Origin of the sequence: Pseudomonas sp. TH32 (assembly GCF_016650855.1) — a bacterium.
Lineage (GTDB): Bacteria > Pseudomonadota > Gammaproteobacteria > Pseudomonadales > Pseudomonadaceae > Aquipseudomonas.
In genome coordinates this window covers 1256970-1277127 of the sequence record NZ_JAEKFA010000002.1, presented here as the reverse complement: position 1 = coordinate 1277127, position 20158 = coordinate 1256970, and the positions used below count along the sequence as shown (strand labels likewise).

The following is a 20158-nucleotide window of genomic DNA, read 5'->3' as shown; positions in this document are numbered from 1 at the left end:
GGTTCAGCCTCGCTTTTCAGATGATGTAACCGCCCGCGACCTCGATCGTCTGGGCATTGATCCAGCGGCCTTCTTCCGAGAGCAACAGGGCGATCACACGTGCCACATCCTCAGGTTCGCCCACTCGGCCGAGGGCGGTTTGTGAAGCCAGCAGCGCTTCGAACTCATCATTGAGCCCGCCGCCCAGCTCGGTGCGAATGGCGCCCGGAGACACGGCGTTCGCACGGATCTGAAGCTCGCCGAACTCCTTGGCCATGTAGCGGGTGAGCACATCCAGTGCGCCCTTGAAGGCCGCGTAAGGCGCTACGCCGGCGGTGGCCACGCGGGTGGTCGCGCTGGTCAGGTTGACGATGCAGGCATGGGCTTGCAGCAACGGCAGCAAGGCTTGCGTCAGGAAGAACGGGCCTTTGAGGTGCACATTCAACAGCCCGTCGAACTGCGCCTCGGTGACCGAGGCCAGGGGATTGAATAGGCCGAAACCTGCGTTATTCACCAGGCCACTCAAACCGCCCACGCCCCAGGTTGCCGATAACGTCCGTTTTACCGTCTCGCCAAACCCCTCAAACGAGCGGACGTCAGCCACATCCAGTGGCAGCGCAACCGCCTGGCCGCCCGCCGACTCGATCCGCTGCACCACCGCCTGGGCGGCGTCTGGATGACTGTTGTAGGTCAGGATCACACCCATGCCTTTACGGGCACACAACTCTGCAGTGCTGGCACCAATGCCACGGCTGCCGCCGGTGATGAGGATAACGCCCATGTGGGACTCCATTGCTTGTTCAAAGAAGTGACCACAGTAGGCGTGTGCGCCTGCGCCGACGCAGCTGTTCGTACTCGAAACCTGCCTGTTTCTGCTTTTCGCTTGCACAAGTCACACCCGGACGCTCAGCATGCCCGGCATGAACACACAACTGATCGAACTGCGCACCCTGGCCGCCAAGGCCGAAAACCGCCGCACTGAAACGGGTATCCCGCGCGTGGCCATGGTTCAGGGGGCGATTCCCGAGCACATGCTGGCCGCGGTGTATGAGCCGATGATCAACCTGATCCTGCAGGGCAGCAAATCCATGACCGTGGGTGATCGCACACTGCGCTACGACCCGGCGACGTATTTTGTGATGTCCATCGAGCTGCCCGCCGTGGGCACTGTCCACCCGGCGGCCTCCGGTGAACCGTACCTGGCGGTCAGCCTGACACTGGACCCGACGGTACTTGCGACGCTGCTCGGCGACTTGCCCAAACCTGCCGGACGCTACGACCGGGAGGCGGGGTTTTCAGTGGCCGCCGTGACCCCTGAACTGATGGATGCCTGGCTGCGCCTGCTGCGGCTGATGGGCAACCCTGAGGCCATAACGGCCCTCGCGCCGGTGTACGAACGCGAGATTCTCTATCGCGTGCTGCAAGGGCCCCACGGCTGGATGCTGCGGGAAATAGCAGCGCCCGACACGGCCATGGCCCGAGTAAGCCAGGCCATCCAGTGGATCCGCCGGGACTTCGCCGAACCGATCCGGGTGGAAGCCCTGGCGCAGAAAGCCGCGATGAGCGTGTCGGCCTTTCACCGGCACTTCAAGGCCGTCACCAACCTGAGCCCGTTGCAGTACCAGAAGCGCGTGCGCTTGCTGCAGGCCCGCACCCTGATGGTGGCCAGCGCCAAAAACGTCACCAGCGCCGCCTTTGAAGTCGGCTATGAAAGCCCGACCCAGTTCAGCCGCGATTACGCCCGGGTATTCGGCCTGCCACCGGCACGGGATGCGGCGCGGATCCTGGGAGAAAGCCGGACCCCGAAGGCGAAGTGAGCACAACGTGCTAGCCTGCCATCGCACGCCCCAAGACAAGGAGTTGCCGATGGCCGAGCCAAGCAAGAAGATGAGCCTGATGGGCCTGACCACCCTGGTGGCGATCAATATGATGGGCTCGGGCATCATCATGCTGCCTTCCAGCATGGCGCAATTGGGCGCGATTTCGTTGCTGTCGTGGGTGATCACCGCCGTGGGCTCGATGGCGATCGCGTATTGCTTCGCCCAATGCGGCCTCTTCTGTACACGCACGGGCGGCATGTCGGCCTACACCGAAGAGGCCCACGGCAAGTCGGGGTTCTTCCTCTGTTCGTTTCTGTACTTCCTGTCGCTGATCATCGCCAATGTGGCGATTGCAATTTCGGCGGTGGGCTACCTGTCGTCCTTTATCCCGTGGCTGGGCAGCGGGCCGATCCCGTTGTTTATCGGCACCCTGGGGCTGATCTGGCTGACCACCGTGGCCAACTTCGGCGGCCCGCGCCTGACTGGCCGGATCGGTGTGATCACGGTGTGGGGCGTGATCATTCCCGTGGCGGGGCTGAGTGTGATCGGCTGGTTCTATTTCAAGGCCGAGGTGTTCAGCGACGCCTGGAACCCCAACCAACTGCAACTGTGGGACGCCATTGGCGCGAGCATCCCGCTGACGCTCTGGGCGTTCCTTGGCATGGAGTCCGCCGCCCAGGGCTATGACGCCGTGGAAGACCCCAAGCGCACCGTGCCGCTCGCCTGCCTGTTGGGCACCCTCGGTGCGGCGCTGGTGTATGTGCTGTCCACCAGCGTGATCCAGGGCATCGTGCCCAACGCCGAACTGGCCGAGTCTTCAGCGCCGTTTGCCCTGGTGTACGCGCAGATCTTCACGCCGCTGGTGGGCGACATCATCATGGCCCTGGCGGTGGTGGCATGCATCGGTTCGCTGCTGGGCTGGCAATTCACCCTGGCGCAAACGGCCAAGATGTCGGCAGACCAACGCCTGTTTCCGCGCTTCTTCAGCCGGGTCACCCGCGCCCATGCGCCGGTAGTGGGAATGGTTGCCTGTGCGGCGTTGCAGAGCCTGATTGCCTTGTCGACCATCTCGCCCACTGCCAGCGCCCAGTTCAGCAAGCTGGTGAACCTGGCGGTGGTGACCAATCTGATCCCCTACGTCACGGCACTCACCGGGTTGCTGGTGATGATGCACAAGGCGCGGGTGACAGCGGCGGTTTACGCGCGCAACACCACGGTGCTGCTGATCGCCGTGGGGTACTCGCTTTATGCGATTTATGCCTGCGGTGAAGAGGCCGTGTTTGGCGCGACGCTGGTGCTTGCGTTTGGTTATCTGCTGTATGGGTTTCTGGCCCGTCGATTTATCACCGCGGCTGATATGGGCTGATAACGCCGCCTGCAGCCTGGCAGGTATAGGCTAAGGCGTTCATCTCCCTTGTGCGCGAGGCCGTCATGGCGCTGCTTGAATATCACGATCTTCAGGTGCAGGACATTCCCACCTGCCTCGGCCGCTTGCGCGTGCGCAGTGTCGGCGAGGGCCCGGCGATGGTGTTCTGGTCCAGCCTGTTGATGGATGCGCGCATGTGGATGGCCCAGGCGCGACATTTCAGCCCGCGCTATCGGGTGGTGCTGATCAACCCGCCGGGGCATGGTGACAGTGAGGCGCTGAGCCGCGGGTTTACCTTTGCCGAGTGTGCGCAGTGTGTGAGTGAGGTGTTGGATGGGTTGGGGATTGAGCGCTGTACCTTCGTGGGGAATTCCTGGGGCGGGATGATTGGCGGGACGTTTGCGGCCATGCATCCGACGCGGGTCGAGGCGGCGGTGTTGATGAACTGTACGGCCTCGCCGGCGGGGTTGCGGCATCGGCTGGAGTTTCCGCTGCTGGCGCTGGTGATTCGGCTGTTGGGTGGGTTCAGGTTGGGCATGGTGGGGACGGCGACCCGTGCGTTTGTGGGGCCGACTACCGAGCGGGAACGGCCTGAGGCGATCGCCCGGATTCATCAGGCATTGGCTGTGTGCGATGTCGATTCGATCGCTTGGGCGGTGGACAGTGTGGTGCCCAAGCGGCCGGATCAGAGGGCCTTGCTGGCGGCGATTCGTGCGCCGGTACTGGTGGTGGCGGGTGAAGAGGATCGCACGTTTGCCGTGGTGGAAACCCGTGCCATGGCACAGGTGATTCCCGGGGCGGAGTTTGTGGTGATGGCGCGGACTGCGCATCTCGCAGCGCTGGAGAATCCCGAGGAGGTGAATGGGTTGATTGAGGGGTTTTTGGGGCGGGTGCGGTGATTGGGGGCATATCCATTTTTTCGGTGATGGCCTCTATTGGTTCCGCTCTTACAGCGGGTCACTTTTGAAAGGAGCCCAAAAGTAACCAAAAGGCTCTTGCCCCACCACTCGGCACCTCGCTCAGGCTCGGTGTGCCCTCACTCCGGCTTTGGACCGTGGGCCGCCGCGATGGGCCATCCTTGGCCCAGCGCGGCTAACCCGGCGTCCTGCCGGGTTACCCACGCTCCAAAGCCTGCGTTCGGCCAGCGTGGTTTAACGGGGCGCCTAAGATCAAGATCAAAAGCAGATCAACAGCACAGCGGCCTACAGGCCGGCTTGAGTGGTGTGAAGCAAAAGCAAAATCAAAATCTAAAGCGAGCACGATCCCCTGTAGGAGCTGGCTTGCCGGCGATAGTCGTTAACGATGACGCGGGCATCCTGATTCAACGCGGCGACCTCAGGTTTTTCGCCGGCAAGCCGGCTCCTACAGAAAAGCGGCTCTGCTTTGGCTTTTGATCTGGCTTCTACCACTCAAGCCGGCCTGTAGGCCGCTGTGCTCTTGCTTTTGATTTTGATCTGGCTCTGACTGCCCCATTCAGCCCGAGGCCGAACGCAGGGATTGAGGAGCGGGTAAACCGGCAGGACGCCGGTTTAGCCGCGACGGGGCAGGGACGCCCCGTCGCGGCGGCCCGCGGAGCAATGCCGGAGTGAGGGAACACCGAGCCACAGCGAGGTGCCGACAGGCGGGGCAGAGCCCTTTGCTTACTTTGGGGCTTTTCCAAAGTGAGTCGCTGTAAGAGCGAAACCATAGGTGGCCGTTACCAAAAAATGGATATGCCCCCAATCAATCAAACCACTCCCCCTCTCCCGAAACGTATTCCGAATCATCTCCACCACCCACCCCACCTCCTGCGGATGCCGCACCTCAGCATTCACCCCCATCCAGACCTGCCGCTGCATCCCCTCCAAAAACACCCCGTCCAACGCCGTCAACCCGCGATCAAAACACCCCATATACCGCGGCAACAACCCAATACACGCACTGCACCGAATCATCTCCAGCATCAACGGATAGGCCTGCACCTGCACCACCCCCGCCAACCGCTGCTCCACCAGGCTGTTCCAGGGCCGCAACGCCTCCACCTGCCGATCCGGCTGCCACTGCACCAGCATGTAATCCGCCAGGTCCTCGATACTGTCCGGCCGCACCGCCAACCGTGAATAACGCTTGGCAATGTGCGGCGAATAATCCAGCCGCGCCAACACCTGCGGCGCACCGATGGCAAAGCTCGGCCCGGGCCCCGGCGACTCCATCCCCGACAACCACACCACCACATCGGCCTCCAGGGCCTGCAACGCCAAATCGCTGTCGATGGAAATGATCTCCAGCCGCACACTCGCGTTGCGCCGCAACAGGGCAATCAGGTCGCGTCCCAAAATGTCATGCAGGATCGACTCGGCCACCGCCAGCCGAATCAGCGGTTGCTCCAGCACCGGCAGGCGTCGTTCATGGGCCAGGGCAATCAGTTGCGCCTGTAACTGCTGCCCTTCACGACTGAGGGCCAGGACATTGCCCTGGTAGCTGAACAGCGAGCGGCGCAGTTGCTCTTCCAGTTGAGCCAGGCGCTTGCGCAATTGCGTGGCCTTGATGTTGAGGCTGCGGGCGGCCTGCATGAAACAGCCACAGCGTGCGCTGATCAGGAAGTACTGCGCCACCTCGGGCTCGATGGTGGCGGCCAGCGCCAGCCAGGCCTCGCGGGACTCCGTCAGCCCGCGGTAAGGCATGGTGCCGTGGGGTACAACCGGGTCAAGAAATACCATGGGAGACTCCCTGTCTTGTGGGTACTGTGCATCCAATGCGGTGAGACGTTTTTTACTCCAGCACCTTGTTCAACTCGGCGCCATCGATACTCAAGGTGGCGGTGTTAAGCATGCCTTCGAGGTAGGCCTTGGCAATTTGCTCCTGACGCTGGGCACGCAGGGCCTCGGTCAGGCGCTCACGCAATTCATCCAGCGTCGCGGTGCGCGCCGGTTGTTGCCCGGTGAGTTTGAGCACGTGGAACCCCGCCGCACTCTGCACCGGCTCCGACACCGCGCCGGTCTTGAGCCGCGCCACCACGCCACGCATCTCGGGCACCAGTTGCTGCAACGGTTGCATCCCGGAATCACCACCGCGTTTGGCGCTGTCGGAGTCCTGGGAGTATTGGCTGGCCAACGCCGCAAACTCACCCGGCGCAGCCTGGGCCCGGCGGCTCAATTCCTGCGCCTGGCGGCGTACGGTGTCGAGGGTTTGCGGGTCGCTGGCGGCGAGGAAGATCTGGCTCACCCGGTACAACGGCGGCGTCACCCACTGCGCCTTGCCGTTGTCATAAGCTTGCTGCAACTCGGCCGCGCTGGGGTAGTCGGCCGGTACCTGGCTGACCGACAGCATGTAGTCGCGAAACACGATCTGCTCGGTGGCGGCACGGGTCTGCTGCTCTACTTCCGGGCGCTGGCGCCAGCCCTGGGCGTCGGCCTGTTCAAGCACGGCCTTTTGCGCCAGGCGCGAACGCAGCCAGGTTTCCAGGGCGCCACGGTTGCCGCGCAATTGCTCGCGGGTTTCCACCGGCAGCGCCGCCAGCACCGTCTTGAGTTCAAGCAGGTCGATTTGCTGGTTGCCCAGGCGAGCCACTGCCGGCCCGTCCTTCACGGCCACTGGCGCCGGCTGCTGGGCTGCGACCGGGTCACTGCCCGGTCGCAGGCTCAACCCCACCGCGACCGCCAGCACCACCAGGGCGCCGGCGCCGACCACAAGGGTTGGTTTCTTCACAGGGCAGGCGCCTCTTCGCGCGCGTCGACAGCCGGCGCGGCTTCGGCCTGGGCCTGAAGCTGGGCCGCTTGCTGGCTGTATTCTCGCAGGTAGACGATAAATTCCTGCAGCAGGCGGTCCCACAATTCCAGCTGGTTGCGCAGGTACGGGGCACCCACGCCGGCCGCCACCACATCCATCTCCATCAGCAGGAATTCACCCTGCAACGACAGCCGCGCAAAGCGGCGGGAGGCGTTCCACACTTGCGCCAGGCCGTCCGGCAATTCGCCCTGCACCCGCAGCGCGCAGCTGTAGGTGAAATCCACATAGCTGCCCTGCTCCACCGCCGGGTTGCCGAAGCGCACGGCAAAGCCGATGCCCTGGCTGGCGCTGAGCAATTGCACGATGCCGTTCTGCTCGGTCTGGTTGACCCGGTAGCCGGCTTCCTGCAGCAGCTCGGTCAAGGCCTGCGGGGTAACGCTGGTGATCAGTTGTACGTCGCTCATAGTGGTCTCTTCCTTGTTGATCAATGATTAGTGACGGTCTGTGGAGCATCGAACCGATTAAGGTATAGACCATCACCAAAACCCTGGGCGAGTTCCTCGAACTTGACCCGGGTGCTGCTGGCGAACGGTTGGCGGATGCTCATCACGTCGGCCACGTCGATTTTTTCGTAGGCCGTCAGCAACTGCTGGGCCACGCCGTACATCTGTTGATTCTTGACTGAACATTGCTGCACTTGTGTGTCACGTTCCGTGAGTTGCGCCTGCAAACGTGCGCGTTCGGTCTCTTTGCCACGGGCGATCACCAGCAGGTCTTCGTAGGCCTTCTTGAACTTGCCGACTTGCTCGTTGCTGGCCGCCACCTGGGCCTGGGCCTGGCTGTGCAGGTTCTGTTGCTGGCCCACCAGTTGCTCGGCCACGCCACGGTTCTTTTCCAGCTCGGCGGTCAGTTGCTTGATCTGCGCCTGGGCCTGTTTGGCCTGGGTTTCGGCAGCGATGCGCGCGGCACTGGCCTGGGCCTGCTCGCTTTGCAGCGCCTGCAACTGCTGGGTGGTGCTACGCAGTTGAGTGCGCAGGCGCTCTTCCATGCCTTCAGCCGAAGCGCCGGTGGTAACCAGCAGCAACAGCAGGCCGCAAATTCGCGTGTTCATGAGCTTTCTCCGGCGCATCAGAAGCGCGTGTTGAGTTCCAGTTGCATGACATCCACTTCAAACGGCGCGCCATACACTTCGGAGGCACTGAGCCAACGGGCGCTGGCATAGATATTCTTGTCGAGGCCGTAATTGGCGCCGATGAAATAGCCCTTGGCGTTGGTGCCGCCGAGGTGGAACGAGGAGTCGTTGAAGCCGTCCGGCAAGGCGTCCGGCTGGATGTACTTGTAGCCCGCCAGCACGTTCCAGTCGCCCTTCCTGCGCATCTCCAGCGCACTGCCGAGGGTGAACTGCACCAGCAACGCGTTGCCGCCACTTTCAAACTGGCCATCGCTGTTGATGTTGTTGACGATCTGGCCTTCGCTGCGCTTGAGCATCTCGCCCTTGTCGTAGGCCAGGTTGTGGATGAAGTTGGTCTGGCTGCGCAGCTTGAGGTCTTCCGGCAGCTCGCTGTCCCACGCCAGGTTGAGGTCCAGCACGTTGAACTTGGAGGCCAGGCCGACGAATTGCGGTTGCGGGGTCAGGCCGGGCGTTGCCGGGTTGGGGGCGATGTCACGCAGCAGGAACACGCTGTTGCCCTTTTGCATAAATGCCAGGCGTGTGCCGTCGGTGTCACAGGCCGGCTGGCCCGACCACGGCGAGCAAGGGCTGGAGCGTTCGCCCTGGATGTCGCCAAAGTGGTAGTAGGCCATCGAGCCTTTCAGGCTGTTGCTGCGGTTGATCTTCCAGTCGGCGCCGATCTGCCCGCCGAACATCCATTTGTTTTCGCTCTCGTCCTTGTCGAAACCGTTGGTGGTGGCCGTGTCGGGGCTGTACTCCACCGGGAATGCGCCGAGGGTGCCGAACAGGCCCCAGTCGCTGTTGAGCCTGTGGCTGAAGATCGCCGCCACGCCGTCGAAGTTGAGGTCGCCGGAATACATCATGTCGGTGGAATAGAACGGGTTGGCGAAGCGGCCCGCCGTCAGGGTCATGTAGTCGGTGGTTTTCCAGGTGAGGTAGCCCTGGTCGAGCCAGATGTCTTTCTTGCCAAAGCCGCCGCCCAGCGTCTGGGTGGTGGACACCGGGTTGTTGTCGTTGCCGGTGCCCAGGCGAATGCCGGCGGTCCAGTCGGGCGAGATCACGGCCTTCATGCCCAGGCGCGCGCGCAGGCGGAACAGGTTTTCGCGGTCCTCGCGGGTGTTGAGCAACGGCGGCAATTGGGTGTTGGTGTTCTTGTTGACGTCGTAGGGCCCGCTCTGGTTGAGCTTGGCGTAATCGACGATTTCATTGCTGTTGTTGCCCGAGAAGTAGCGCGACTCATCCCGCAGGCGAATGTCGCCGTCGAAGCTGATGCGCGAGACCCAGTCCGGAAAGGTGTTGGGCTGGGCCCAGTTTTCCTGCTTGGCGGTGGCCATGACCTCGGCCTTGACCTGGTCGCGAATCTGATCGCGCACCGCTGCCGGCACGTACTGCACCCGCACATCGCCAGGGGCGGCTGCCGGGCCGGTCGCCGCCACCGCAGTGGCCGCGTTGGCCTGGCGGGCTTGCTGGGCTTCTTTCTCGGCCTGGGCGATCAACCCGTCGGCCTGTTCCTGCTTGAGCACACCTTGCTGCACCAGCAGGCGGATCAGGTTGACCGTGGCGTTTTCCGAAGGTGCGGCAGTGGCTGCCGTCGCCTGGCCGACCAGGGTCGCAACGACCATGCCGACCGCCAGGGTCAATCGATTCACGTGGGAAATCATCTGCACACAACTCCTGTAGAAAACTGCAAAAAGGGTTCGATCAATCCGGGCGCCGGCCCTTGAGGGACAGGCGTACCGGCAGGGTCAACGACGCGGGTGTGCGTTCCTTCAGGCGTGGCGTGGCACGCAAGGCGGCCAGCACCTGGGCGTCGGTCTCGGCGTCGCCGCTGGACTTGGCCAGCTCCACGCGGGTCACCTCGCCATCGGCGCTCAGCCACAGGTCGGCCTGCAGCGTGTAGGCCTTCTTGCGCAGCTCCGGGTCTTCCCGCAGCAGGCGCTGGAATACACCGGCCAGGTACTGCTTGAACGTGCCGGTGCCCAGGCCGCCGCCACCGGAACCGGCCATGCCGCCGCCCTTGCCGGCGCCGATGTTGAAACCGTCGGTACCCGACTGCGCGTCGCCGTCGATCTGCATCGGGTTGGCCAGGTCGTCCGCCGGTGAAGGCGGTGCTTCTTCCTCGGGCTTGACCTCGTCCGGGGTCGGTGTGGGTTCCGGCTCCGGGATTTTTTCCTGCACGTCGGGCTCGGGCTCCTTGGGTTTTTCCGGCGGCGGTGGCGGTGGTGGCGGCAACGGGATAATCGTCGGCACCTTGGGCGCTTCCCGGCGCACGCCACTCATGTCATTGGCCCACTGCCAGAGAAACCAGGCGGCCACGGCGCCCAGCAGCAGGCCAACGCCCCACTTCAATGGACGCAGCGGCGGCCTGGTTTTTACCGGTGTCGGCGTGATCGGCATCTGTGCGGTCATGGGTCAGCCCTGGCTCGGTTTGCCGGTGACCAGCCCGACCTGGGACAGCTCCAGCCGGCGCAGCAAGTCGAGCACTTCGATGACCTTCTGGTACTGCACCATGGCGTCGCCGCGCACGATGACCGGGAAGTCCGGGTTCTGCGCTTTCTCGATGCGCAGGCGCTCTTCCAGCTCGGGCAAGGTCACCGGGTAAGCGTCGAGAAACACCTGGCCGCCATCGTTTACCGAGATCGCCTTGGTCTTGGCCTCCGACAGCGACACCGAGGCGCTGGCCTTGGGCAGGTGGATCTGGATCCCCGAGACCTGGGCGGTGGCGGTCAGGATAAACATCACCAACACCACCATCAGCACGTCCACCAGGGGCGTGATGTTGATGCTGTCGACGGGTGCGTCATCGTCATCGTCGTGGGAGGCATTCACGGAAGCCATGCTGATTCTCCTCAGGCCGGGACGGTGGCGTGGTGGTCGCGACGGTGCGCCGCTTCACTGTGCTGGCTCTCGCCGTGCATCTCCGCCAGGCGAGTGATGAACTCGTCGACGAACACGCGCATGTCGGCGCTGACTTCCTTGTTGCGGGTAATCAGGCGGTTGTAGCCAAACAGCGCGGGGATCGCGACAAACAGCCCCATGGCCGTGGCCAGCAGGGCCGCCGCCATGCCCGGGGCAATGGCGTTGATGTTCACGTCACCGGCCATTGCCGTGCCGAGGAACACCACCATGATCCCCAGCACCGTGCCCAGCAGGCCGATGTACGGGCCGCCGGCGATGGCGTTGGACAGGGTTGAAAGCTTGGCGCCGAGCAACTGGTTTTCCCGGGTGCGCACACCGTCCATGGAGCAGCGAATGGCTTCGATGGTCGCCGCCGAAACCGACGAGGTGTCGGCGCCCTGGGCGCGACGGGTACGGATTTCCTTGACCGCCACCAGGTACAGGCGCCACAGCGAGGAATGAGTCAGGCGTTCGGCCAACGGCTGGTCATCGGCGAACATTTCCAGGCGGGTGCCGATCTGCGCGAAGTGCTCACGGAAGATCTCGTTGGCCCCGCTGACGCGGCTGACCTGACGGTTCTTGCGGACCATGATGAACCACGACTGGAACATCATCCCCACCAGCACCAGGATGATCACCCAGGCATCCACCGGCACGGCCTTGAGCAGGAACCCCAGGCTGCCGAAACCGAAGCCCGACTGTTCTTCATCCACGCCGTAGGTCACCAGTTTCGACTCGGCGCCCTGGGCCGTGGCATCGGCCAGCAACAGGGCTGCCGGGCGCGCGACCTTGGACAGGCGCAGCTCGTCCATGGCACCGGCAAACGGCAGGTGCCCGCTGGTGGCTTCCGGCAAGTCCGCACCGATGGCCAGCTGGGAATTGAACGCCGGCATCGCTACCGCCAGGCTCGCGGTTTCGCGGCCATTGACGTAGAGCGAAACCTTGTCGCCCTCGGCGCTGAACGCCAGGTGCTGCCATTGGCCCGGGTTCAGCGGCTGGGTGGAGACCGCGCGCTGGCCGTCGATTTCGATAAACGGCATGCCCTGGTTCAAGCCCAGCAACAGGCTGTGGGCACCCTCGCGACGAGCCATCACCACTTGCTCACCGCTGGCCTGGTCCAGCCGCAACCAGGCACTGAAGGTAAACGCACTGCCCGCGCTGTGTTGCAGCGACGGACTGGCCGGCAGCAGCAACGGCTGGCCGCTGAACTGCAACGCGCGGCCGATGACCCCGTCGATGCTCGCACCGGTGGCATTCAGGGCGGTGTTGCCGTAGGCCGTGGTGTCCCGGGGCGGCGTGCCGTTGGCACCGTCAAAGTGGTAGAGCGCGGTGTAGTTCGGGTCGAAAGTCAACTGGCCGTTGGCGGTGGCCGGGGCCTTCTGGTTGCCGTAGTACATCCACAGGTCCTGGCGCTGGCCGCCTTCGACCTTGGGCACATCGACCCAGATCAGCGCCATGCCCATCAGCGGGTCGAAGCTTTCGATCTGGTGGTTGAACACGGTCTTGTCGTCGGCGCTGACAAAACGCAGGTCGGCGCCGTCGTCCTTGACCCCGTCAAAGGTGAAATTGCCGGTGTGCAGGCGCACCAACAGCGCCGTGCGGCCCAGGGCCTGGCTGATGGCCGCGCCTTGGGAGGTGGTGTCCACGGTGATCTGTTTACGGTAGTGCCAGTCGTCCTGCCACCAGGCATGGGCAGTGGCCGGGAGCGCGAAGCCCAGGCAGATCAACAGGCTCAGAAATAGGCGTTGCATGTCAGGAGTCTCCGAAAAAAAGGGTCAGAAAGTCGCCTGCACACTGAAGTGCAGTCGCGAGTCCTGTTTCTGGGTGTTTGGGCCATCGAGCAGCGGGTAGCCCCAATCCAGGCTGCCGGACAACCACTTGCTCAAACTGGCGCGGGTGCCCAGGCCGACACTGGCCAGGCTGTATTCGTCTTCCTGCTCGGGCAGCGGGTCATGCAGGCGCAGGCGCGCACCTTCGGCAAACGCGTAGAAGCGCCACTCCTGCACATAACTGCCGAGGAACTTGGCGAGCGACGGCGTGCGCAGTTCCTGGGACAGCAGGTAGCCTTCGTCACCGGTGCGCTCGGCGGCGAGGTAACCGCGTACCGAGGTGGCACCGCCGGCGGAATATTGCTCGTTGGACACCAGCGGCCCCGAGGCCAGCTGGAAGCCGGCCTTGGACGCCGATTGCCAGTCGTTGCCGAAGGTGTAGGTATAATTCAGGTCGCCCTTGAGCACGGCGAAACTCGGGCTGGCCTTGTCGCGTTTGTACTGGAACTCTTCGGCGTCGCTGCCGTAGCCAAAAAACGCGCGGGTGCCGACGATCAGGTTCAAGCCCAGGCCCAGCTGTGACTGCTCGGTGTAGCGGTAGCCGTTGTAGCCGAACGTCAGCGGTGCGTACTTGAGCGGGATATCGTCCGTGCTGCTGCCAAACTTCATCTGCTCCTTGAAGTCCTTGAAGTCCACACCCACCGAGAACGAGTTGGCCCAGCTGCCGCTGGCCGGCAGGCTGTAGATCGCCGCCACGCCGTAGGAATGGCCCTTGCCCAACACGTTGCTGCCGCCGATGGTGGCGATGTTGCTGTCGGACTGGTAACCGGAGAACTGCAGGCTCCAGCGCTCACTCAGCGGAGCGGTGTAGGAGCCGGACCAGACCTTGGCGTTGTCGCTGTCCTGGGGCGCCGTAAAGTAGGTCAGGGAAATGCTGTGGCCCAACTGCCAGAGGTTGTCGTAACCCAGCGTGGCCACGCTGCGCAGCTCCTTGGTGTCGGCGCTGTAGTCGTTGTTCAGGCCGAGGCTGGCGTGCCACGGGTTCTGGTCTTCCACCTGCAGGTCGACGTCCATGGTGCCGGGGCGCTGGCCTTCGCGAACCAGCGGCGTGACCTGGCGCCCGACGCCGCGGTTGAGGCCGGCGAGTTGGGTTTGCACGCGGGTGAAGTCCGGTACGGCGCCCTCCTTCAGGCCCGGCACTTCTTCGCGGATTTCCACTGGCGAATAATGCTTGGCGCCGACCACACGGACGCGGCCGACCTTGGTCTCGCTGACTTGCAGGTAGACGATGCCGTCGTCGACCTTCTGCTCCGGCAGCTCCACGAACACCGATTGGTAGCCGCGTTCCTGGTAGATCTTCTGCAAGGCATCCCGGGCGCCTTCGATATCGGCCAGGGTCTTTTGCGGGCCGAGAAACGGGTACACCGCTTCTTCGATCGCCCGGGCATCGAGCACGGTATTGCCGCGCACGAAGTACTCGTTGACGTCCACCCGCCGTGCCGGAGCCTCGGGCTCGGCGCCCTGCTCTTCGGCCTGCACCGGCTGCGCCAATGCGCCCAGCGTCAGCCAGCACAGCGCCAGCGTTGATTTGAACAGATGCTCCACACCGCCCCCTGGTTTACTCAAGATGATTGCCGTCGCCGTTTGCCCGGCGTTTGGCCTGTTCAATTGCTGGATATCGAGGTGTTGCCGTGCCGTGCGAGCCAGGTGTGCAGCAGGGCGAAGTTCAGGGAGAACTCCGGCATGTGCAGCAAGGCGCCACAGAACACTTCACCGATGATTTTCTGGATCAGTTGCACCGCCTGCGGGTTGCCGAGGAAGGTGGCGATGTCGCGTTGCAGGAGGTTGATGCCCCAGACTTTCTGGTTCAGGTCGAGGCCGACGAACCAGCGGAACAGCAGGTTGTAGTTGAGCTGTTCGTGCAGTTGCTGTTCGTTGGGGACCGAGTACAGGAGTTGCAGCAGCAGGATCTGCAAGACGGTCTGGGGGGCGATCCGGGTGCCGGGTTCGGCCTGGAGCAGGTCGCGGTGGTGGTCGAGGATGTCGTCGATCTGCGGGCGCAGCAGGACCAGTGAATGGCCTGCGGGGATATAGCTGGAGACTTCCTTGAGTGCGCCTTGCCAGTCGTCCTGGGAGACGATCCATACCCACGGTGCGCCATAGCGGTAGACCGAGACCGGCTTTTTGCGCGCGGCTTCGACGATCTTTGACAGGCGCTGGTCGAGCTCCTGCATGCCGACTTTCGAGTAACGTTCCATAGTTCCCATTCGCCCCACTCCTGGCACCCTGCTTGCGGCTCTGGCATCGCCTGTTTTGGCGTTCTTGAGCGCGTTACATAGCCAAGACCGGGGTCGCTGGGGACTACCGAACTTTTGTCATAAAAGCTTCTTTTTTGGGCGAGGGTTGGGGGGCATATCCGTTATTTGGATGATGGCTGGTATTGGTTCCGCTCTTACAGCGGGTCACTTTTGAAAGGAGCCCAAAAGTAACCAAAAGGCTCTTGCCCCACCACTCGGCACCTCGCTTAGGCTCGGTGTGCCCTCACTCCGGCTTTGGACCGTGGGCCGCCGCGATGGGCCATCCTTGGCCCAGCGCGGCTAACCCGGCGTCCTGCCGGGTTACCCACGCTCCAAAGCCTGCGTTCGGCCAGCGTGGTTTAACGGGGCGCCTAAGATCAAGATCAAAAGCAGATCAACAGCACAGCGGCCTACAGGCCGGCTTGAGTGGTGTGAAGCAAAAGCAAAATCAAAATCCAAAGCGAGCACGATCCCCTGTAGGAGCTGGCTTGCCGGCGAAGGTGGTTAACGATGACGTGGGCATCCTGATTCAACGCGGCGCTCTCAGGTTCTTCGCCGGCAAGCCGGCTCCTACAGAAAAGCAGCTTTGCTTTGGCTTTTGATCTGGCTTCTACCACTCAAGCCGGCCTGTAGGCCGCTGTGCTGTAGATTTTGATCTTGATCTGGCTCTGACTGCCCCAATAAGCCCGAGGCCGAACGCAGGTGGTGCGGAGCGGGTAAACCGGCAGGACGCCGGTTTAGCCGCGCTGGGCCAAGGATGGCCCATCGCGGCGGCCCGCGGAGCATCGCCGGAGTGAGGGAACACCGAGCCTGGGCGAGGTGCCGACAGGCGGGGCAGAGCCCTTTGCTTACTTTGGGGCTTTTCCAAAGTGAGTCGCTGTAAGAGCGAAACCATAAGCAGCCGTTACCCAAATAACGGATATGTACTCAAACCATAGAACCCGGCAACGGCAATTCATAAGACTTCTTGACCGTCCGCACCACCAACGTAGAAGAATAAGTACGAATCGGAATATCCCGGTAAATGTCTAAAAACCGATAGATATAATCCGTGTACTCCGTGGCATCCCGAAACTTCGCCACCATCACAAAATCAAACTCCCCGGTCAGCAGATAACAGTCCTGAATCTCCGGATGATTCGCCAGGATATGCTGCATCTTGCGGTCAATGTCATTGCTGTCCCTATCAAGCTTGATCAAAAAGAACGCCGTCACCTGAATCCCAAGCTTGCGCTCATCCAGCACCGCCACCTTCGCCTTGATAATCCCGACACTCTCCAGCCGCCTGATACGCCGGTAGCAGCTGGTCGAAGACAACCCCACACTGTCACTCAACAACTCCAGACTCTGGCTGCAATCCCTTTGCAACTTCCCCAGAATTTTCAAATCCATGGCATCTGTCATTTTTTCCATATCTTCCTTGAAAAAACTGCAATGAATCCACCGTAAAACCCCGCCAATTTGCACAAATCCTGCGCAGCGGCGCACTAACATCAATCCAGCTTAGCAGCCCAGCCAAATCAGGCACCGGGGCGGCATGAGAGGGATCTTATGATAGTCGCGAAACCGACATGGGCCACCGATATCCACGGCCTCTTCAGCGCCCCTTACTGGATACCGCCCGCACAACGCGCCGCCGTCGCCGCCTCCTGGGTGGGCTGCATGAACGCCTACTTCGTGTTCCTCGAAGACCCGGCGTCGGTCAAGGCCTGGTCCGAAACCATCTACCAGCACCTGGCCTCGCGCAGCATGCCGCTGACCCTCGACCCGCAGCAGTTCTGGCCCATAGACGCCCTGGAAACCTTCAGGCTGTGGGTCAACCAGGGCTGGCGCCTGACCCCCAGCTCACCGTTCGATATCGCCGAGCGCATTCCCCCACCCGACCTGCCCCACCCGGTCAAACGCGTGCGCCAGGACATTCGCGCCCTCAGCCCCGAACAACTGAACCTGTACCGCTCACGGCTGGATGACGTGATGCAGGTGGCCGACCCCGACAGCGGTTCGCCGTGGCAGCGCTACGCCTATATCCACACCAACTGGTGCCTGCATTACCAGGAAGCCTTTGCCCTGTGGCACCGGGCCTATCTGCTGTACCTGGAGGCGCTGATCGACTGCCCGATTCCCTATTGGGACTGGATGGCCGAAGACGCCAGTGTCGACGGCAGCCCCCAGGCCGGTTTGCCCCAGGCGTTTCTCGATGAAACCTACCTGCACCCGCACACCGGTGAAGTGCGGCCCAACCCGTTGCGTTACGCCGCCGCCAAGGACGGCACCTCGAAGGTGTGCGCCAGGGGCGCGGTCAACGGGGTGGATTGCCGCTTCGTGCAGCGCAACCCGCTGTTCTACACCCAGGGAGAACCGTTCCGGCATGAGCGCACGGAGCTGTATGCGATGAGCCGGATTTTCCAGCAGCAAGTGGTGGATGCGCTGCAGTTCACCTCGTTCAGCCAGCCCCAAGGCGTGCCGGGCTATCCGTGGGCGAACATTCCGGTGTTTGACCCGCCGCAGAAAGACGACCTGTACCCCAACCGCGCGCTGAATTTCGACGGGCTCTACGAGCAGCCCCACGACAACTATCACGGCTGGATCGGCGGCGACATGGCCGACAATGCCTACACCGCGTTCGACCCGGTGTTCAGCTCGTATCACGCCAATATCGACCGGATGCTCGAAGTCTGGATCCGCGCCAACCCGGCGGCGCAGTACACCACCCAGTGCCTGCTCCAGCCGTTTGCCGGGAGCGACGCCAGCACCGTCACCTTCACCAGCGCCGATGCCTGGCGCTACACCACCCTGGGTGATATGGCCCAGGACAGTCGGCATATCGGCTACGACTACGGCACGCCCGTGGCCCCGCAGTTTGGCGCGACCAAGGCGGCAAAGGCCTGCTGCCAACACCGTTCGGCGCCCGCCCCGGCGACGAACAACGCCGCCGGCCTTGGGCCGTGGGTGGTGTTCGACCACGTGCGCTGCACCCACGACACCTACCTGATCGACGTATTCCTCAACCAGCCCGACGCCACGCCACAGCAGGTGAGTGCCGACAATCCGCACTACGTCGGGCGCTTCAGTCGCATCGGCATGGGCCTGGTGGATGACAAGGGCCGCTGTATCACCCACGGCGTGTCCCGGGCATTGAATGCCGCACGCAATGCCAGGGCGCTGAACCTTGGCCCCACTGACGCCACGCAGTTGTCCGTGGTGGTGACCCATCTCGATAGTGCCCGGGTGTTGACGCCGCAAGAGTACGCGCCGCTGCCAGGCTTTATCGCCCAACTGGTGTGGGACGACCCGCGCCAGGCCATTGCCGGCCCTGCTCCCAGTGCCGGTTGCTGCTCTGCTTCCACTACCACAACACCTGGAGAACCGACATGAGCACACCCTTCAATCAATTCACCTCGCCCGCCGGGCAAGCCCCCAAGGACTACAACAAGCTGGGCCTGGAAAACCAGTTGCCGCAGTTTGAAACCGACTGGAACAACGACCTCACCGGCTGGACCCAGTCCGCGATCATCGGCAACCCGTGGTCGGGCCTCAATGACGCGCCGCGCTCGGGCTATTACAACCCGCTGGTGGAAGGCTACGGCCCCACCACGCCACCGGCGATCACCTGGGCGCCCTTCCCCAACCGACTGTGGACGTTCTTCTACAACAATGGCACCGCGGTGATTCCGCAATTGGGCGGCAAGGCCATGACGTTGCAGCAGGTGATGGAGCTGACCGACAACGGCCAGATCACCCTCAACAACACCCTGTACACGCTCTACGATCCGAACAAGCAAGGCACCCTGCTGCAACTGCCCGTGACCCGCTGCCCGAGCATTGACTGGCAAGGCAAGTACAAGGATTTCTCGCCCTCGGGGCCGCGCGGCTGGCTGGACGAATACTGCGAGTGGTCGATCGTGCGTGACCCCGGTACCCAGAACATGCGCAAGATCACCTTTACCTGCGAAAACCCGGCGTATTTCCTCGCCATGTGGCGCATCGACCCGAACGCGGTACTGGGCCTGTATCGCGACTACATCGACCCGCAGGTGCAACTCGAGGACCTGTACTTGCGCTACACCGCCGACGGCCCGACCGGCAACAAAGGCGATCCGGTCATGGACCCCACCACCGGCCAGCCAGCCTATGACACGGTGAACAAATGGAACGCCGGCACCGCCTGCGTGCCCGGCCAATACGGCGGTGCGATGCACCTGACCTCCGGCCCCAATACCCTGAGCGCCGAGGTGTACCTGGCCGCAGCCGCGACCATCCTGCGTCCACTGGCCAGCAGCCAGAATTCCCAGGCGTTGATCTGCTGCGCGCAATACGGGCAGAACTACCGCAACTCCGACCCGCATATCGGCTTTTCGGCCAACAGCGTGGCCGTGAATAACCGGCTGTCCCTGACCAACCCCATCGGCCTGTACTTGCAACAACCCACCGACTTCTCGGCATGGAAAGGTCCTCAGGGCCAGGACGTCAGCCAGTACTGGAAAATCACCCGGGGCACCGCAAAATCCGCGGCCAACGGCTCCGACCAGATCCTGCAGGCGGTGTTCGAAGTGCCGGTCAGCGCCGGATTCTCGATCAACGACATCACCATCAGCGGCCAGTCCATCGACTACGTGTGGGTGATTGCCCAGCAACTGCTGGTGGGGCTGAGCGTGACCACCACGCCCATCAGCCCGACACCGGATTCCTGCCCGTGCGTGACCGATCGGGTCAACGGTGTGCAACCCTGGCCGGTACAACTGCTGCCGCTGGATCTGTTCTACGGGCAGTCGCCCACCGACCTGCCGGCGTGGCTGGCACCCGGTACCAGCGGGCAGTTTGCCCTGGTGGTGCAAGGCGCCGATCTCAAGACCACCGCCGAGACGGCGCGGGTGCAGTTTTCCAATCCCGGCGTCACGGCGGTGGTCACGAAGTTCCTGCCCGACGCCTCGGCCATCCCCGGGCAAACCAACTCCGGCGGCACCCAGGGTTACCTGCTGACCATCACCGTGAGCCCCACCGCCGCACCGGGGCTGGTGACGGTACGCGCTCTCAACCCGGCCGAGGCCGCCAACCCCAGCGCGACGGAGCATCCATGGGAGTCCGGATTGGCGCTGGTGCCTGGCGCCTGACCGATATGCACCATCAGCCGCACCCGCCCAGGGTGCGGC

Annotated in this window: 16 protein-coding genes and 1 pseudogene; 5 read left to right on the top strand and 12 right to left on the bottom strand. The window is 63.2% G+C overall.

The window, feature by feature from the left end; all coding sequences use genetic code 11:
- Nucleotides 1-16 precede the first annotated feature (16 nt).
- Nucleotides 17-760 (bottom strand): SDR family NAD(P)-dependent oxidoreductase, encoded by a 744-nt coding sequence (locus tag JFV30_RS09540; protein ID WP_201123292.1) that lies wholly within the window; start codon nt 758-760, stop codon nt 17-19.
- Between the two features lie 139 nt (nt 761-899).
- On the opposite strand from JFV30_RS09540, the gene JFV30_RS09535 reads away from it, so the two are divergent.
- The 3 genes from JFV30_RS09535 to JFV30_RS09525 all read left to right on the top strand — a co-directional run bounded on the left by JFV30_RS09535 (nt 900) and on the right by JFV30_RS09525 (nt 4064).
- A complete protein-coding gene (locus JFV30_RS09535; RefSeq protein WP_201123290.1) occupies nt 900-1796 on the top strand; it encodes an AraC family transcriptional regulator in 897 nt (298 codons plus the stop codon).
- Nucleotides 1797-1845: 49 nt separating this feature from the next.
- On the top strand, nt 1846-3165 hold the full coding sequence (gene potE, locus JFV30_RS09530; protein ID WP_201123288.1) for a putrescine-ornithine antiporter: 1320 nt from the start codon (nt 1846-1848) through the stop codon (nt 3163-3165).
- Nucleotides 3166-3230: 65 nt separating this feature from the next.
- Entirely contained in the window at nt 3231-4064 is an 834-nt protein-coding gene (locus JFV30_RS09525) for an alpha/beta fold hydrolase (protein WP_207201857.1), read from the top strand.
- 823 nt (nt 4065-4887) lie between these two features.
- Here JFV30_RS09525 and JFV30_RS09520 read toward each other — a convergent pair.
- The 11 genes and pseudogenes from JFV30_RS09520 to JFV30_RS09470 all read right to left on the bottom strand — a co-directional run bounded on the left by JFV30_RS09520 (nt 4888) and on the right by JFV30_RS09470 (nt 16400).
- Nucleotides 4888-5864: pseudogene (locus JFV30_RS09520) on the bottom strand (LysR family transcriptional regulator).
- 52 nt (nt 5865-5916) lie between these two features.
- Nucleotides 5917-6852, bottom strand: a complete 936-nt coding sequence (locus JFV30_RS09515; RefSeq protein WP_201123284.1) for a peptidylprolyl isomerase — start codon at nt 6850-6852, stop codon at nt 5917-5919.
- The gene (locus JFV30_RS09510; protein WP_177135162.1) at nt 6849-7337 is read right to left on the bottom strand and encodes a YbjN domain-containing protein; all 489 of its coding nucleotides are present in this window, start codon (nt 7335-7337) and stop codon (nt 6849-6851) included. The genes JFV30_RS09515 and JFV30_RS09510 overlap by 4 nt, the downstream gene beginning before the upstream one ends.
- A gap of 20 nt (nt 7338-7357) precedes the next feature.
- Nucleotides 7358-7984: a DNA repair protein gene (locus JFV30_RS09505; protein WP_201123282.1), complete on the bottom strand. Its 627-nt coding sequence runs from the start codon at nt 7982-7984 to the stop codon at nt 7358-7360.
- Between the two features lie 17 nt (nt 7985-8001).
- Nucleotides 8002-9705 (bottom strand): putative porin, encoded by a 1704-nt coding sequence (locus JFV30_RS09500; protein WP_201123280.1) that lies wholly within the window; start codon nt 9703-9705, stop codon nt 8002-8004.
- Between the two features lie 40 nt (nt 9706-9745).
- The gene (locus JFV30_RS09495) at nt 9746-10453 is read right to left on the bottom strand and encodes an energy transducer TonB family protein (RefSeq protein WP_201123278.1); all 708 of its coding nucleotides are present in this window, start codon (nt 10451-10453) and stop codon (nt 9746-9748) included.
- Between the two features lie 3 nt (nt 10454-10456).
- Nucleotides 10457-10882: an ExbD/TolR family protein gene (locus JFV30_RS09490; RefSeq protein WP_010173416.1), complete on the bottom strand. Its 426-nt coding sequence runs from the start codon at nt 10880-10882 to the stop codon at nt 10457-10459.
- 11 nt (nt 10883-10893) lie between these two features.
- A complete protein-coding gene (locus JFV30_RS09485; RefSeq protein ID WP_201123276.1) occupies nt 10894-12693 on the bottom strand; it encodes a DUF2341 domain-containing protein in 1800 nt (599 codons plus the stop codon).
- Nucleotides 12694-12717: 24 nt separating this feature from the next.
- A complete protein-coding gene (locus JFV30_RS09480; RefSeq protein WP_201126157.1) occupies nt 12718-14316 on the bottom strand; it encodes a ShlB/FhaC/HecB family hemolysin secretion/activation protein in 1599 nt (532 codons plus the stop codon).
- Nucleotides 14317-14375: 59 nt separating this feature from the next.
- Entirely contained in the window at nt 14376-14969 is a 594-nt protein-coding gene (locus tag JFV30_RS09475) for a transposase (RefSeq protein ID WP_010173422.1), read from the bottom strand.
- A 966-nt stretch (nt 14970-15935) separates the two neighbouring features.
- Nucleotides 15936-16400: an Lrp/AsnC family transcriptional regulator gene (locus JFV30_RS09470; protein WP_242487146.1), complete on the bottom strand. Its 465-nt coding sequence runs from the start codon at nt 16398-16400 to the stop codon at nt 15936-15938.
- 159 nt (nt 16401-16559) lie between these two features.
- Between JFV30_RS09470 and JFV30_RS09465 the strand changes: the two genes are divergently transcribed.
- Complete coding sequence (locus tag JFV30_RS09465; protein ID WP_201123274.1) at nt 16560-18383, top strand: tyrosinase family protein; 1824 nt, start codon at nt 16560-16562, stop codon at nt 18381-18383.
- Nucleotides 18380-20119: a hypothetical protein gene (locus tag JFV30_RS09460; protein ID WP_201123271.1), complete on the top strand. Its 1740-nt coding sequence runs from the start codon at nt 18380-18382 to the stop codon at nt 20117-20119. The genes JFV30_RS09465 and JFV30_RS09460 overlap by 4 nt, the downstream gene beginning before the upstream one ends.
- Nucleotides 20120-20158 lie beyond the last annotated feature (39 nt).